Source organism: Thalassobaculum sp. (assembly GCF_040219215.1).
Classification (GTDB): Bacteria; Pseudomonadota; Alphaproteobacteria; order Thalassobaculales; family Thalassobaculaceae; genus Thalassobaculum_A.
In genome coordinates, this window is sequence record NZ_JAVJSX010000006.1 from 51236 (window position 1) to 66535 (window position 15300).

The 15300-nt window shown below is 64.7% G+C and carries 18 protein-coding genes; 10 read left to right on the forward strand and 8 right to left on the reverse strand.

What is annotated here, in order from left to right; genetic code table 11:
- Positions 1-328: 328 nt before the first annotated feature.
- The 4 genes from RIC54_RS03260 to RIC54_RS03275 all read left to right on the forward strand — a co-directional run bounded on the left by RIC54_RS03260 (position 329) and on the right by RIC54_RS03275 (position 3118).
- On the forward strand, positions 329-1051 hold the full coding sequence (locus tag RIC54_RS03260) for a cytochrome P460 family protein (RefSeq protein ID WP_350098528.1): 723 nt from the start codon (positions 329-331) through the stop codon (positions 1049-1051).
- Positions 1041-1466, forward strand: coding sequence for a c-type cytochrome (locus RIC54_RS03265; protein WP_350098529.1), 426 nt, complete (start codon positions 1041-1043; stop codon positions 1464-1466). The genes RIC54_RS03260 and RIC54_RS03265 overlap by 11 nt, the downstream gene beginning before the upstream one ends.
- Before the next feature lie 29 nt (positions 1467-1495).
- Entirely contained in the window at positions 1496-2512 is a 1017-nt protein-coding gene (locus tag RIC54_RS03270; protein ID WP_350098530.1) for a DUF3179 domain-containing protein, read from the forward strand.
- A gap of 117 nt (positions 2513-2629) precedes the next feature.
- On the forward strand, positions 2630-3118 hold the full coding sequence (locus tag RIC54_RS03275; protein ID WP_350098531.1) for an Lrp/AsnC family transcriptional regulator: 489 nt from the start codon (positions 2630-2632) through the stop codon (positions 3116-3118).
- A gap of 30 nt (positions 3119-3148) precedes the next feature.
- Here the strand turns inward: RIC54_RS03275 and RIC54_RS03280 are convergent, their stop codons facing one another.
- The 7 genes from RIC54_RS03280 to RIC54_RS03310 form a co-directional block, all read right to left on the reverse strand.
- The gene (locus RIC54_RS03280; RefSeq protein ID WP_350098532.1) at positions 3149-4018 is read right to left on the reverse strand and encodes an ABC transporter ATP-binding protein; all 870 of its coding nucleotides are present in this window, start codon (positions 4016-4018) and stop codon (positions 3149-3151) included.
- Entirely contained in the window at positions 4018-4782 is a 765-nt protein-coding gene (locus tag RIC54_RS03285; protein WP_350098533.1) for an ABC transporter ATP-binding protein, read from the reverse strand. The genes RIC54_RS03280 and RIC54_RS03285 overlap by 1 nt, the downstream gene beginning before the upstream one ends.
- A complete protein-coding gene (locus tag RIC54_RS03290; protein ID WP_350098534.1) occupies positions 4779-5834 on the reverse strand; it encodes a branched-chain amino acid ABC transporter permease in 1056 nt (351 codons plus the stop codon). The genes RIC54_RS03285 and RIC54_RS03290 overlap by 4 nt, the downstream gene beginning before the upstream one ends.
- Positions 5831-6730: a branched-chain amino acid ABC transporter permease gene (locus RIC54_RS03295; protein ID WP_350098535.1), complete on the reverse strand. Its 900-nt coding sequence runs from the start codon at positions 6728-6730 to the stop codon at positions 5831-5833. The genes RIC54_RS03290 and RIC54_RS03295 overlap by 4 nt, the downstream gene beginning before the upstream one ends.
- Positions 6731-6873: 143 nt before the next feature.
- Complete coding sequence (locus tag RIC54_RS03300) at positions 6874-8124, reverse strand: amino acid ABC transporter substrate-binding protein (protein WP_350098536.1); 1251 nt, start codon at positions 8122-8124, stop codon at positions 6874-6876.
- Between the two features lie 188 nt (positions 8125-8312).
- Entirely contained in the window at positions 8313-9152 is an 840-nt protein-coding gene (locus RIC54_RS03305; protein ID WP_350098537.1) for a nitroreductase family protein, read from the reverse strand.
- A 70-nt stretch (positions 9153-9222) separates the two neighbouring features.
- Positions 9223-10101, reverse strand: a complete 879-nt coding sequence (locus tag RIC54_RS03310; RefSeq protein ID WP_350098538.1) for a LysR family transcriptional regulator — start codon at positions 10099-10101, stop codon at positions 9223-9225.
- A gap of 122 nt (positions 10102-10223) precedes the next feature.
- On the opposite strand from RIC54_RS03310, the gene RIC54_RS03315 reads away from it, so the two are divergent.
- Both RIC54_RS03315 and RIC54_RS03320 read left to right on the forward strand, forming a co-directional pair.
- Entirely contained in the window at positions 10224-10940 is a 717-nt protein-coding gene (locus RIC54_RS03315; RefSeq protein WP_350098539.1) for a carboxymuconolactone decarboxylase family protein, read from the forward strand.
- A gap of 131 nt (positions 10941-11071) precedes the next feature.
- Positions 11072-11989 (forward strand): ketopantoate reductase family protein, encoded by a 918-nt coding sequence (locus tag RIC54_RS03320; RefSeq protein WP_350098540.1) that lies wholly within the window; start codon positions 11072-11074, stop codon positions 11987-11989.
- 45 nt (positions 11990-12034) lie between these two features.
- Here the strand turns inward: RIC54_RS03320 and RIC54_RS03325 are convergent, their stop codons facing one another.
- Entirely contained in the window at positions 12035-13237 is a 1203-nt protein-coding gene (locus tag RIC54_RS03325; protein ID WP_350098541.1) for a tetratricopeptide repeat protein, read from the reverse strand.
- Positions 13238-13457: 220 nt separating this feature from the next.
- Here RIC54_RS03325 and RIC54_RS03330 point away from each other — a divergent pair, with 220 nt between their 5' ends.
- Genes RIC54_RS03330 through sdhC form a run of 4 tightly spaced genes read left to right on the forward strand, consistent with a single transcriptional unit; the run spans position 13458 to position 15298 of the window.
- Positions 13458-13877, forward strand: a complete 420-nt coding sequence (locus RIC54_RS03330; RefSeq protein ID WP_350098542.1) for a nuclear transport factor 2 family protein — start codon at positions 13458-13460, stop codon at positions 13875-13877.
- A gap of 10 nt (positions 13878-13887) precedes the next feature.
- Positions 13888-14628, forward strand: coding sequence for a succinate dehydrogenase/fumarate reductase iron-sulfur subunit (locus RIC54_RS03335; RefSeq protein ID WP_350098543.1), 741 nt, complete (start codon positions 13888-13890; stop codon positions 14626-14628).
- Positions 14625-14960, forward strand: coding sequence for a succinate dehydrogenase (locus RIC54_RS03340; RefSeq protein ID WP_350098544.1), 336 nt, complete (start codon positions 14625-14627; stop codon positions 14958-14960). Before RIC54_RS03335 ends, RIC54_RS03340 begins: the two co-directional genes overlap by 4 nt.
- The gene (gene sdhC / locus RIC54_RS03345; RefSeq protein ID WP_350150538.1) at positions 14957-15298 is read left to right on the forward strand and encodes a succinate dehydrogenase, cytochrome b556 subunit; all 342 of its coding nucleotides are present in this window, start codon (positions 14957-14959) and stop codon (positions 15296-15298) included. Before RIC54_RS03340 ends, sdhC begins: the two co-directional genes overlap by 4 nt.
- Positions 15299-15300: the final 2 nt, after the last annotated feature.

Sequence of the window (15300 nt, forward strand, 5' to 3'; positions counted from 1 at the left end):
TTACCCAATTTTTATTTCTCCCCGTCGAAGAAAAACTTTTGATCATGCAATTAGTTCTGATGAGCACGGATATGACACGCCATTGCTTCTTTTGGCTGTCGGTCATCATTCCGAGATGCATTTTGTGTCATCGCGGCGGCTCAAAAGCCCCGAAAGACCCGCAGAACTCCCACAGGGCGATCACCCGGTGTCACGGAAGTGTCTCTCAGACGTGATCAGGCCTGATTTCAAGCGTGACTGAGGCATCCGTATCTTGAGAGCAGGACACGGCGACCGACGCGCCTGCACCGCTCGTCGGCCCGATCGATCCGGAAAGGGAGGGCGTTCAATGAACCGCAGGAATTCGATGATGCTGGGGAGTGCCGCAGCGTTGGCGGTTGTCGGTGGGACGATGGCGGTAGCCGCCGGGGTCTCGGCCGACACCGGCGCGAAGGAGAGTAATCTGACCGATCGCGCCTGGGCGCAGATCGCCCAGGCGCCGGCGGACTGCGTCGTCCCGCGGCTGCGCACCGAATGGAAGGCCGCCGGCGAGCCCAAGGTGGAGGGCTGGGCGGAAAACGTCACCGACGCCGAGGCGGCCGCTGCCTACGCCTGCATCAAGCCGGAACTCGCGCAGAACTTCGCCAAGTCCGACGAGGCCGGCGCCAAGGAGTACCAAGGCTGGGCCATGGTCAACACGGTCGCCTACGGTTCAAGCACCCACGGCGGCCGGTTCGTGAACAACTTCGCCAACCCGACCGGCAAGGCGTATGGGAAGTTCGAGGAAGCCGGTGTCCTGCCGAAGGGCTCGATCCTCGCCAAGGACAGTTTCGGCATCGACAAGACCGGTGCGGTCAAGGCCGGCCCGTTGTTCACGATGATCAAGATGGACAAGGGATTCAACGCCGAGAGCCGCGACTGGCGCTACGCGCTGATCTTCCCGAACGGCGAGTTGATGGGAGCCACCGGCGGAAAGAACTCCGACGGCCTCGGCTTCTGCATCGCCTGCCATGCGGCGGCAGAGGCCAACGACGCCATGTTCTTCCTGCCGGAAGAATACCGTGTCAAATGAGCCTTCGGGTACGCCTCGTCGCACCGTCCGAGTGGTTCTGGCCGGGACGCTCGCGGCACTTGCATTGGCCGTCACGACCACGGAGCCGACCGCGGCCGATGGCGATGCCTCAGCCGGCGAAACCGTGTTCAGGAAGTGCGCGGTATGCCACACGGTGGAGCTCGGCAAGCACAAGATCGGCCCGGGCTTGCTGGGAGTCGTCGGACGTACTCCGGGAACGGCGGAAGGCTTCAAGTACTCGGGCGCCATGAAGTCGTTCGGTGAAGCCGGGCAGGTCTGGAATGAGGCCACACTGGACAGCTACCTCACGAACCCGCGCGCGGTCGTGAAGGGGACACGAATGGCATTCCCCGGTTTGAAGGACACTGCCGATCGGGACAATGTCATCGCCTACCTGAAGTCACTGTCCCAATAGGCATCCGCGCCGCGCCAACGGAGACGGGCATGTCATGTACTGACCATCGAACCTGGTCGCGGTGCGTTCGGCAAGGCAGCGGTGTCCTTGCAGCCCTGCTGATTACCGTCGCAGTTGCGGGTTCGGCGTTTGCCGCCGACGTTCCGGCTTCCTGGCTGAAAGCATGGCCCAGCACCGATTTCAACCGCACGTCCATCAATCTCGATGAGATCCAAAGCGGCGGGCCACCGAAAGACGGCATTCCCTCGATCGACAATCCCGTGTTCGTTTCGGTGGCCGAGGACGCCGGACTTGCCGACGACGAGCCGGTGATCGGGCTGTCGATCGCCGGGGATGCGCGTGCCTACCCGCTGCAGATCCTGATCTGGCACGAGATCGCCAACGACGTTGTCGGCGGCGTTCCGGTCGCGGTGACCTATTGCCCGCTGTGCAACGCGGCGATCGTGTTCGACCGCCGGGTCGACGGCAGAACGCTGTCGTTCGGGACCACCGGAAAGCTCCGTCGCTCCGACCTGGTGATGTACGACCGCGAGACCGAGAGCTGGTGGCAGCAGTTCCTCGGCGAGGCCATTGTCGGCAAGATGACCGGCCAGAGTCTGCAAACGGTGCCCGCACGTCTGGAATCGTTCGCCCGGTTCCGCGCCCGCCATCCGGCTGGTCGGGTGCAGGTCCCGAACGATCGTTCCCTGCGGCCCTACGGCCGGAACCCTTATGTCGGCTACGACACCGCGGTGCAGCCCTTCCTGTTCGAAGGGGCGCTGCCGCCGGAAATCCCGGCCATGGCCTACGTGGTTGCCGTCGACGGCCAAGCCTGGCTTCTGGACCTGGTTCGACGCCAGCAGGAGCTCCGCAGCGGGGACCTGATCATCTCCTGGACACCGGGGAGCAGGTCCGCACTGGATACCGCCACCATCGCCGAGGGTCGCGACGTGGGCAATGTGGTCGTGCAGCGCGAGACCGCCACCGGATTGATCGATGTCCCCTACGACCTCACCTTTGCCTTCGTATTTCACGCGTTCCGGCCGGACGCTCCCATGCACCGCTGAGGGACCGGCTGGTGGAGGCGCCGACAGGCAGGGCGTCCCGGGGCTGCGGCACCTGACAACGCTCGGGCCGGCCGTTAACGTGCCGATCGATCAATTGGTTGGCGCGAAGGTCATGGGATGAACCGACGGGCGACACTGGACAACTTCGACCGCAAGCTCCTGGCGCTGTACCAGGAGAACGCCCGGCTCACCGCGGACGAGCTGGGCGAGCGGGTCGGGCTGTCGGCGTCAGCCTGCCATCGCCGGCTGAAGCGCCTGCGCGGCGCGGGCGTGATCGAAGCGGAGATCGCGGTGGTTTCGCCGGAGGCTGCCGGACGTTCGCTGACCATGATCGTCGAGGTGTCGCTCGAGCGCGAGCATCCGCACATCGTGGATGCCTTCAAGAAGTCGATGCGCGCCACCCCGGAGGTGATGCAGTGCTACTACGTCACCGGCGATGCCGATTTCATCATCATCCTGACGGCCCGCGACATGAAGAGTTACGAACGCTTCACCCAGCGCTTCTTCTTCGACAACCCGCAGGTCCAGCGGTTCCGCACCTTCGTGGTGATGGACCGCACCAAGGTCGGCCTCGGCGTGCCGATGGATGACGACGACCAAGCTTAGCGATCCAATCCGCTCGACGCCATTTCCCGCTCAACCGCCGAGGAACAGGCGGCCGACCTCCGGGTTCTTCAGCAGGTCGTCGCCCTTGCCGGCCAGCGCGGTCTCGCCCGACACCAGGACATAGCCGACATCGGCGAATTCCAGGCCCTTCTTGGCGTTCTGCTCGACCATCACGATGGTCTTGCCGTCGACGCGCTGCAGGTCGTCCAGGATCTCGAACACCATGTCGATGAAGCGCGGCTCCAGGCCGATCGACGGCTCGTCCACCAGCAGGATCTCGGGGTTCATCACCAGGGCCCGGCTGATCTCCAGCAGCCGCCGCTCGCCGCCGGACAGCACGCCCGCCGGCTTGTTGCGGCGCTGTGCCAGCCGGTCGTACTTGGCGAACACCTGCTCGGTGGCTTCCTTCGCCTCGTCGACGGTGTCCTTCAGGAACCCCCCCATCAGCAGGTTCTCTTCCACCGTCATTCCCGGGAACACCGACTTATCCTGCAGGATGTACGCGATGCCGGCCTCTTTCAGCTTCTGCTGCGCGCTGAGATAGGTGACATCGGCGCCCCCGACGGTGATCGATCCGGAGAAGATGTTGGTGAACCCGAAGATCGAGTGCAGGACCGTCGACTTTCCGGCGCCGTTCGGCCCGATCAGGCACAGCGACTGGCCCTTGCCGACCTGCAGGTCGAAATCGTGCAGGATCTCCATCTTGCCGTAGCCGGCCCGCAGCGACTTGATCGTCAGGAACGGATCGCCGTCGACCAGGGCCCCCAAGGCCTCGACCGTCGGCCGTTCATCGGAGATCGCCTGAGCCTGCCGGACCACGTCCTCGACCGAGATGACCGTCGAGACGTCACCGCTGCCATAGCCGCGGACGGTTTCGCTTGCCGGGGTTTGATCGCTCATCAATGGGCTCCCAGGTAGGCGTCAATCACGCGGCGGTCGTTCTGGATGTCCTCGGGCGTGCCGGTGGCCAGCAACTGGCCGTGCGCCAGGCAGGAGATCTGTTCGGCCAGGTTCATGATCACCCGCATGTTGTGCTCGATCACGAACAGGGTCACCCCGAACTCCTGGTTCGCCCGCTTGAGGCGGTCGATCAGCCCGTTGATAAGGGTCGGGTTGATTCCGGCGGTCGGCTCGTCGAGCAGCAGAACCTTGGGCTCGTTCATCAGCGCCATCGCAAACTCCAGCAGCTTCTGCTGGCCGAAGCTGAGTTCGCCGGAGGTGAGCTTGCGCTTGGAGTACAGGCCGACGAACTCCAGCAGGTGCTCGGCACGCTCAACCGTCGCCGCATCCTTGGCCGACTTGAACACGCCGGCCAGCCCACCGCCACCGCGGTGCGAGACCGAGATGACCATGTTCTCGACGCAGTTCATCTTCTTGTAGATGCGGGTCTGCTGGAAGGTCCGCAGCATGCCGAGCCGGGCGATCTCCGGCACCCGCAGGGTGGATATCTCCCGGCCCTCGAAGGCGATCGAGCCTTCGTCGATCGGGTGATAGCCGACGATCGAGTTGAACAGGGTGGTCTTGCCCGACCCGTTCGGACCGATCAGTCCGGTGATCCGACCTTCCGGCACCTTCAGCGAGATGTCCTTGTTGGCAATGACGCCGCCATAGGCCTTGGAGACGCCCTTGAGCTCGATCTGGATCTTGGTTCCGTTGGCGCTCATCCGGCGGCCTCCGCACTTGTCTCTGCCGGTTCACGATCGACGGAAACGCCGAACAGCCGGGGCCACTTGTCCTGAGCCCAGCCGAGGATTCCCTGCTGGAAGTAGACGATGTTGATGATGATGATCGCGCCGAGCGCCACCCACTGCCAGCCGAGCAGATAGGTCCAGGTCCATTCCTTGACCACGTGGAACAGGATCGCTCCCAGCACTGGCCCCCACAGCGTGCCCTTGCCGCCGACCAGCGCCATGGCCACCATGAAGATGCCGAAGGTCGTGGTCGGGAACGCGACTTCCAGCGGTTCGATGAAGCCCGACATGTTGCCGAACACCGCCCCGCCCATGCCCATGAAGAACGCCGACGCCACCCAGGTGACCACCTTGTAGCGGGTGGTCTGGATGCCCATCGCCTCGGCCTTGTCCTCGTCGTCGCGGATCGCGTTGATCGCGAGCCCGAACTGGGTGGAGTACAGCCAGCGGCAGAACAGGTGGGAGGCCAGGGCCAGAAGCCCCAGCAGGATGTACCAGACGAGCGAGCCCTGACCGGCGATGCCGGGATAGACCGGCATCGAGATGCCGCCACCGCCGCCAACATATTCCCAGCCGCTGACCAGTTCGGCCACGGCAACCGCCAGGCCGAGCGTCCCGATCGCGAAGTACGGCCCGCGCAGACCCAGCATGAACGGCCCGACGATGATCGCGAACACCGTCGAAACCACACCGCCGGCCACGATCCCGAGGCCCAGGCCGGTGAAGTACTGGGTGTCGGTGAACTCGACGACGATCGCGCCGAAAGCCGACGTGTACTCGGCGACGTCATAGACCACCCCGATCTGCACGACCGCAGAGGCGTACATGCCGAGCCCGAAGAAAATGACGTTGCCGAGCGAATTGTAGCCCATCTGGCCACCGGTCATGTCCCAGGTGACGGCCATCAGGACCATGAGCCACATCACCGCGATCTGCGATGTGTAGTTGGGGAACAGCACTGGTGCGACGAACGCGAACGCGATGAGCGCCGCGTAGATCGAGAAGTCGAGCTTGCGCGCGCTCATCGGACCACCTGCCTTACACGGTAGGATTGGGCGAGCCGGTACATCAGGACGAACACCAGCATGATGACCACGGCCGCAACCGCGAACTCCGCGCCGAACACGAACCCGGACACGTTCTCCCACATGCCGAGCCCGAAGCCGGCGATGATGACGCCCGGCAGATTGCCGAGCCCGGCCGCCGTCACGATGATGAATGCCCGGATCGAATACACGATGCCGTAGTAGGGCTGGATCACCCAGATCATCGCTACCAGGACCCCCGCCGCTCCGCAGATCGAGGCGTTCAGCGCGTAGGTGAAGGCATAGACGTGATCGGTGTTCACGCCGAGCACGCGGGCCGCGCGGGCGTCCTGCGCCGTTGCTCGGATCGCCTGTCCCATGCGCGACCGCTTCATGAACACGATGATCGCGGCGGCCAGCACCCCGGCGAGCAGGAGGCTGTAGAGCCGGATGTTCTGAATGATGATGAAGCTGCCAAGCTCCATGTTGCCAAAGCCGGCCTCGGCAACCTTCACTTCAGGCCCATAGATCAGGTTCAGCACCTGCTGGATCAACAGGCTGAGTCCGAAGGTGGCGAGAAGCGACGTGAACATGTCGCGATCGACGACCCGCCGGATGATCAGCACGTAGATCAGCCACCCAAGCCCGAACATCAGGACGATCGCGGCAGGCAGCGCGACGATCGGATGAAACCCCCAGAGCGTGGCCTGGTACGAGATGTACCCGCCGAGGATGACCATGTCGCCCTGGGCCAGGTTCTTGACGTTCATCACGCCCCAGACAAGGGCCAGCCCGTAGGCGACCAGCGCAAAGATCGCGCCGATGAACAGGCCCTGGAGCAGCAGGTCGACCCCAATGATTGGCGCCTGCCAAAGGAGGGACAGATTGTCGAGCATCCGGTGGTCCTTACGTCGAGTATGGCCCGCCATCGCGCCGGCGTGGCCTCCAGCAGCGCGGCCGTCGACGAAACGGCGATGCTGCGAAACGGCGAACGGCGGGAGGCATCAACCTCCCGCCGCTGTGTCTGCTATCCGACTCGTCAGTTCTTCGGCTGACGCGGATAACGCAACTCGGATGACGCCCACTTGGAGGGCGCGACCACGTTGTATTCGCCGTCCTGGATCTGGCGCAGCACCATCGGCTTGGCGATGTTGTTGCCCGCTTCCGAGAACTTGATGGCGCCGTAGAAGGTCTTCATGTCGGTGGCGGCCAGCGCGTCGCGCAGGTCCTCGGTGTCCGCGGACTTGGCCCGGCCGAAGGCATCGGCCCAGACCATCACCGCGGCCGTCGCCTGCGCCGTCTGGTACGGGACCGTGGTGTATTCCGGATAGGCCTTCTTGAACGCCGCATCATACTCCGCGGCGGTGCCCATCAGCGGATCCGAGTAGCTCAGCGTCTCCGCCCACTGCGTCGGGCAGAGCAGCCCCTCGGAGGCATCAGCCCCGAACTTGCCGACCACGTCCGCTGCTTCGCAGTGGGTCATGGCGATCATCGGCGTGTCGATCTTCAGTTCCTGGATCTGGCGTGCCGCCGTGGCAGCACCCTTGGAGTGGCCCGACACCACCAGCAGATCCGGCTTCAACGCCTTCACCTTGGTGAGCGTGGACGTCATGTCCGACAGGTCGCGGGGCAGCTTGTCGTCGATGACGATCTTCATGCCGAGCTTTTCGGCGTCGTCAACCACGCCGGCCCGCACATCGAGCGAGAACGGGTCGTTCTCGAAGGCCATGGCGATCTTGACGTCCGACGCCTTCTTGCCCTGCTGCACGGCCACTTCGCCGGCCAGCGCAATCGAACTGGCGAGATACTGCTCGGAGGTCGACAGCACCGCGAACATGTAGCGATAGCCCTGCGTGAACAGCGACCGCGATGCACCCTCGGCCTCGACCATCGGGATCTTGTACTTCTCCGTCACCGGCGCGATCGCCTTGGTCAGGCCCGACGAGTACGGTCCAAGCATGTACTTGATGCCGTCCTGATTGATCAGGCGCTCCGCCAGCTGCGCGCCGCGCGCCGGGGTCGACTCGTCGTCGTAGTACTGAACCTTGAGCTTGTACGACTTGCCGCCGACCGTCACGCCACCGTTGTCGTTGATCTTCTTGACCGCAAATTCGTAGCCCTTCTGGGCGTGAATGCCGTTGGTCGCATATTTGCCGGTCAGCGAGATTGCCGCGCCCAGAATAATGGTGTCGCCGTCGATCTTGGCGTTCGCCGCCGAGGCCATGCCGAGTGCCGCGATACCCGCGACCGCCGACGTCAGAACACGCACGCTTTTGCGTGATACGAACATGAAGTCCTCCCTTCGTTCCCTGTGGCATTCCCGGCCGAACAGACAGCCGGATGCACGCTGCCGCGCTTTACGCGGTCTTGTCGGACGAACGGTAGGTAATCCTCACGGCTAAGGAAAGGGCCTTTTTTAGATTCCCATGGTGCGGTGCAATATTCGCGAACGTTCCCCATGCCCGCTTAGATCGAGGATCAGTCTAATCCGAACCCTTTCGAGGCAAGAAACCGAGCGAGCTGCTTTCGCTGCGGGGTCGCATACTGTCGAGCCTTGTCTTCGGACCATCCGTAGAATCCCGCGGTACCATATTCCTTGGTCATCCGCTGTTTCTCGGGCGGAGTAGCGAACCGGGAGTCGCGGCGACGGTCGTACCCGTCGATCTCGGCCATCAGGTTGCCGTCGTCGTAACGGTCCGTGTGCACCGTGACGGCCGGCGGCAGCCGCAGGCTGACCCAGCCGTTCTGCGCCGGCCAGCCGAGCCCCATGCCGGCGAGCGGAAAGACGTTGTCCGGCAGTCCAAGCAGATCGGACACCTCCTCGATGCGGTCACGGATCACGCTGATCGGACAGCAGCCAAGCCCCACCGCTTCGGCCGATCGGATGAAGGTCGCCAGGACGATACCGGCGTCGACCGCGCAGTTCAGGAACGAGTCCAGATGGCCGTTCGGATACGGCTTGCCCCGAGCCTCGGAAATCCGGCGGATCCGGCGGTTGTCACCGCAGAACACCAGCATCGCCGGCGCGCCCGGCACCCAGTCCTGGCTGGCTACCAATGCGTTCATTTTCGCCCGCACGTCGGGGTCTTTCACGACGATCACGGAACATTGCTGCAGGTCCGATTTCGCCGGGGCCGAGAATGCCGCCGCCAGGACTACGCGCAGCAGTTCGTCTGAAACCGGGTCCGGCTTGAACCGTCGATGGCTGCGGTGGCGCAGGATTGCCGCCAGTTCGCCGTCCGCCGGCATGTCGCGGCCGTCCTCGGTTGTCAGACCGAAACGGTCCTCGATCAGGTCGGCGATTGTCTTGTCGGTCATGGGGTCCTCCGGTGCGGTCGGCGGCAATCCTCGCCGATGACGATTGCAGGCGCCAGTCACCAAGGACGACTCACCGCTGCGGCCGAAAGCCGCCGACGGTATGGACCATCAGATCGCGGACGATCCGTTCACCGGGATCGCTGTCCACGGTGGGGCTCCAGGCCATCGAGACATCGAATTCCGGCGACTCGAAGGGCAGCTGCGTCATCGTCAACCCTGGCTCGTTCGCGAGCGCTGCCGCCAGATACTGCGGGACTGTCACCATGTACCCGGTCCCGCGCAGGACGTATGGGACCACCGCAAAGTTCGACACCGACAGCCTGACGTCGCGCGCCACACCCTGCTGCTCCAACGTCTCGTCCACATACCCGATCAGGTCGCCGGCAAAGGTGACAAGAGCGTGCTCTCCGGCGCAATAGTCGGCGAGCGTGGCAACCTCGGCGTTCCGGTTGTCCATGACGAGGCGATATCCGACACGACTGATCGTCCGGGTCTTAGCGGCCGCCGGAAGCTTGTCGAGATACCCGACGACCAGCGACACGTCCCGTCGATCCAGCATCTCGCCCGCGGCCATGTAGTTGGCCTGCTGCACCACCAGCCGGGCGTTCGGCATCCGCTCGGTGAAAGACGCCAGGAACTGCGGCAGGAACGCCATCTGCAGATCGTCGGACATCCCGATCCTGAACGTCCGGTCAGTGGACCGGGGATCGAACGCCCGCGAAGACACCAGGGAACTGTCGATCCGTTCCAGGGCTGGAGCAATCTCGGCATAGAAGGCCTTGGCCCATTCGGTCGGTTCCATCCGACGGCCGGACCGAACGAACAGAGCATCGCCGAGTTCGGAACGGAGCCGGGCAAGCGCGTGCGAAACCGCCGGCTGGCCGATGGACAGGCTTCGGGCGGCCCGGGTCAGGCTGCGCTCGCGCATGACCAGCGCGAAAACCCGCAACAGGTTGAGATCCAGATTCGTTAAATTATTTCTATTCATAATTTCCATTATTCTCATCGATTTGAATGATGATCAAACCAATGGCATTGGTCCCCCATTGCGCTCGGATCAGGGAGATACCCATGCCACGCACGATCGATGCCGGCGGTCGCCTGCAACGCTATGACACCAGGACCCGCGACGGAGACCTGCTGACCCGAACGGTATTAACGGCGAACGAGCGCTTCGCCGTCATGCTTGGCGCGATGGCCGCGCTCCCGGTCGATACCGACCGTCTGGTCCGCGAGTTCGGCGCATTGGTCGAAGAGGGCATCGACCCGGGCCTCGCCGAAGACATCCTCGTGCAGATGGCCGCGTACATCGGATTCCCGCGGGCTGCAGCGGCGCTGGACGCGTTCCGTCTCGCCGACCTCCGGCGGCCACCGGTCGACGATGTCGCCACGGTATCCGACGAGCAGCGCTACGAAGCAGGTATCACCGCCTACGCGCAGGTCAACGGCACGGCGCTGGCCACGATCCGGGCCGCCTTTGGCGACCTCGCCGGCGAGATGATCGACCTCACGTTCCGGTCGTTCGGCGACGTCTTCAGCACGTCGAGCCAGCCCTTGCCGTTGCGCCAGCTCGCCACGGTCGCCGCGTTGGCCGCTCTCGGCGGCGCGGCACCGCAACTTCGGTTCCACATCGGCGGCGCGCTGGCGGTCGGGGTAACCCAGCGGAAGCTGGTCGAGGCGTTCATCTGGGTTCAGTACCTGGCGGGCATGCCGGCCGCCTACAACGCGTTGGTCGAACTGAAGCAAGCGCTGGCCAGCGGCTCGGACGCCCCTCCAGCCTACGAATAGCCTCTCCGACCGCGGCGGATGGCGGCCCGTCCGGGACAACCGCTTGCCGCCCGGTCCAGCAGCGTCCTACCCTCGCCTCCAAGATGTCTTGGCCGGTTGCACCGGCGTTCAGGATCCGCCGGGAGGACACAATGAAAATCGCGATCGTCGGCTGCGGCGCCATGGGATCGATCTATGCCGGGTTGATGGCCGACGCCGGCAACGAGGTCTGGGCGGTCGACACCTGGAAGGAGCACGTGGACACCATCAACCGCGACGGTCTGCGCGTTGAAGGCAAGTCCGGCGACCGGACGGTGCGCGTCCACGCCACCACCAACGGCAACGATGTCGGACTCTGCGATCTGGTGATCGTGGCGACCAAGGCCAGCGGAGTTGCCGCCGCTGCGAAGACCGCGCTGTCGATGACTGGCCCGGATACCATGATCCTGACGATCCAGAACGGGCTGGGCGCCGCCGACCGGATCGCCGAGGCGATCCCGACCAGTCAGGTTATGCTGGGGGTCGTGGGCGGCTTCGGCGCCTCGATGAAGGGCCCCGGCCATGCACACCACAACGGCATGGAACTGGTCCGGCTGGGCGAGATGGACGGCGGCGAGACCGACCGCCTCGCCAAGGTGGTGAAGGTCTGGGAGGATTCCGGCTTTGCAGCCAAGGGCTACCCGGACATCCACCAGATGATCTGGGAAAAGCTGATCTGCAACTGCACGTTCTCCGGGCCGTGCTGCATCACCGGGCTGACCGTCGGACAGATCCTCGACAGCGAGGACGCCTGGCCGATCGCCCGGGCCTGCGCTGCAGAGGCCGACACGGTCGCGCGAACCAAGGGCATCAAGCTCGGCTTCGACGATGTGGAAAGCTACATCCGGACCTTCGGCGCCAAGATCCGAGGGGCCAAACCGTCGATGCTGCAGGACCATGAGGCACGCCGGGCGTCGGAGATCGATGCGATCAACGGCGCCATCCCGGCCGAGGCGGCCAAGGTCGGGCTGTCGGCACCGACCAACGCCACCGTCGCCGGCTTGATCCGGGCCCGCGAAAGCGGCTTCTGATCGACCGGGCGGGCGTTCGGGGCGGCGAGAAGCCGCCCCGTCATCCTACAGCTTGGTGCGGCGGGCCAGCGGCTGGTTGCCTTCCTCTGTCAACCAGAAATAAAGCAACGCCGTCTCGGGGTAGTTCTCGAAGTACTTGGAGTTTTCCTTCGCCTTGATCATTTTCTGATCGGCCTCGGTCGGTCGCGCCGACTTCTTCAGCATCCGCGACCAATAGACATACACCTCGGACGAATTCGGGTTCAGCCAGGCGGCATGCCGGAAGCTCTGCTCGGCTGCCTTGAACCGCTCCAGCTCGGTCTCGGCCACGCCCTTGATGGTGTAGGCGCTGGCCAGCAGGGTGCGGTTGTTGGTCATGGGCCAGTAGGTCGGGTAGATCACCTTCTCCAGGATCTTCAGCGCCTCCTCGTAGCGGTCCTCGTGAACATCCAGGAAAGCGAGGTTCAGATACCCGACAGACAGCTTGGGATCGGACTCGATGGACTTCTGGAAGTCGGCCCGGGCGGTCGCCACGTCGTTGTCGAGCAACCCCATGATGCCGCGCAGGTTCTCAAGCAAGGCGCGGTGATCGTGGGTCAGCGACCCTGGAAGGTCATTGATCTCCTTGTCGATCATGACCCGGCTCGGGTCGACATCCTCGTTGTTCTTCGCCCGCCCGTTCAGGTCGTACAGCAGCGCCAGGTAGGGATCGAGCTTCAGGACGGCCTGAAAAGCGGCATCGCGGATCAGATGGTCGAAATCGTCGTCCTTGGAATGCGCCGACATCTGGATGTCGAAGTATCCGCTTTTCGGGTCGTATCCCGTCAGCACCAGCTTCAGGGTTTCGCTCTCGGCCACGACGTACTCGGCGACCCGCCCGTCCGGGCCGTTCTGCACCACCTGCACGCGCTTGGTCGGATCCTCGACGATAACGCTGGTCACCATCTTGGGGGGCACGATGCCCATCAGGCTCTGCATCGCGCCCAGCGCGCCTTCCAGGTTGGCAAACTCCGCCAAAGCCACCGAGATCGGCTTGGTCTTGCTCGACTGGATGGTCGGTGCCGCGATCAGGGTGGGGGTCTTGGTGATCTTCTTCACTTCCGAGATGAAGATTCCGTCGACCACATACTTCTCGTACCCCTGCTCCTTCACCGACTCCGCGACGGTCGTGTCGAGATACATCGTGTTCTGATTTACGTAGGTGTCCGTCACCACCAAACCGAATGCCGCGAGAACGGCATAGATTGCCGCCAACGTCGTCGGATCCATCGAAACTTCCCCTCGCCTGTCCCACACAGCCAGTACGGCCGAAGCGCTTATCCTACCCGGCTGTTCGTTACTGGGAAGTGAACATTAACGTCCGAGAAGCAGAGGGCGAATCGTTCGGGAAACGGAGACTGCACGCCTTTGTCGACAGCCGCGCCATTGCACCGTCGCGAACCTGCGGTTCATACTCCGGCGCCCGATCACGAACGCCACGGAGGCGACCATGTCGACCGCGTATGCCGAACTCGTCCAGGCCATGGACCTGCACTTCGACGGTTTCTACACCGGCGACGTCGAGACCCTGAAGAAGGTCTTCCACCCCGACTGCCACCTGATCTCCGGCACCGGCGGCAGTCTGGCGAACGACCCGATGGAAGCGGTCTACGCCCGGGTTCGCGGCCGCGCCAAGCCGTCGGAGGCGGGTCAACGCCGCTACGACCACATCCTGTCGATCGACCTTGCCGGGCCGGAGACCGCGCTGGTCACCTGCCGGATCGCCCTGGAGCCGAAGCTGTTCACCGACTACCTGAACTTCGTGAAGCTCGACGGCCAGTGGCGCATCGTGTCCAAGGTCTACACCTGGGTCCCGGTGAACGAAGCCGCCGGCGCCCATCCCGTGACGACCGCCCAGGCGGCGGAGTAGCCGCGCCGACATGACCACCGCCACCGCCTCCGACGGCGGGACGCTGGCGGTCGAGATCTGGCGCGGCAAGGATGCCGGACGGTTCGAGACCTACACCGTTCCGCAGCGGGCCAACCAGACCGTGCTCGACGTCGTCACCTGGATCCAGCGCCACGCCGAACCGGCACTGGCCTACCGGTTCGCCTGCCGGGTCGGCGTGTGCGGCTCGTGCGCGATGACCGTCAACGGCAAGCCGCGCTGGACCTGCCGCACCCACGTCTCCAAGGTCGCCGGTGAGGGCGCGCTGCGGATCGAGCCGCTGCGCAACCTGCCGCGCCTGAAGGACCTGGCGGTCGACATGACCCCGTTCTTCGAAAAGTGGCAACGTGCTCAGGGCCGCTTCACCCCGACCCGCACCCGAAAGGATCCGCTGACCACCGTCAGCCCGCAGAGTGCCGGCCGAAAGGCTGCCGACGCCGGGATCGAGTGCATCAACTGCGCGGTCTGCTACTCGGCCTGCGACGTGGTCGGCTGGGATGACGGCTATCTCGGGCCAGCCGCCCTGAACCGCGCCTGGACCCTGGTCAACGACGAGCGCGACGGCGATCGGGCCGGCGTTCTGAAGTCCGCGTCGTCCGGCGGCGGTTGCCACTCCTGCCACACCCACGGCAGCTGTGTTGAGCACTGTCCGGTCGGCATCAACCCGACCGCCGGGATTGCCGGCCTGAAGCGATGGTCGATCGTCGAACTGCTCGGGGGCAAGCTGCCGTGACCCCGGTCGTGCTGTATCTGGCGCAGCGCCTGACCGCGCTGATCCTCGCGCCGCTGGTCATCGCCCATCTGGTGTTGATCCTGATCGCGGTCGAAGGCGGGCTGACCGCCGCCGAAATCCTGGCCCGGACGCGGGGCAGCGTCGGCTGGGCGCTGTTCTACGGGCTGTTCGTCGCCGCCGCCGCCGTTCACGCCCCGATCGGCCTGCGCAACGTGATCCACGAACACACACGCTGGACCGGCCGGTCGCTCGACTGGTCAATGCTGGCGCTGGCCGTGCTTTTGGCCGGCCTTGGCGCACGCGCCGTCCTTGCCGTGGTGGTGACGCCGTGATCCGCCCGGCACGCAACCATCCGGGCTTCTGGGCCTTCGTCGCGCACCGGGTGTCCGGCGTGGCGCTGGCGCTGTTTCTGCCGCTGCACTTCCTGGTCCTGGGCCTGGCGCTGGAGTCCGGCGACGCGCTCGACCGGACGCTGGCGGTCGCCGACCGGCCGGTTTTCAAGATCGCCGAATGGGGGCTGGTGGTGCTGCTGACCATCCATCTCTGCGCCGGGCTGCGGGTGATGGCGCTGGAATTCCTGCCGTGGCGCGACACCCGCAAGGGACTGATCGGCATCGGCGCGGTCACCGCCCTGCTGGTCGGCGCGCTTTTCATGCTGCGGGTGGGGTGAGC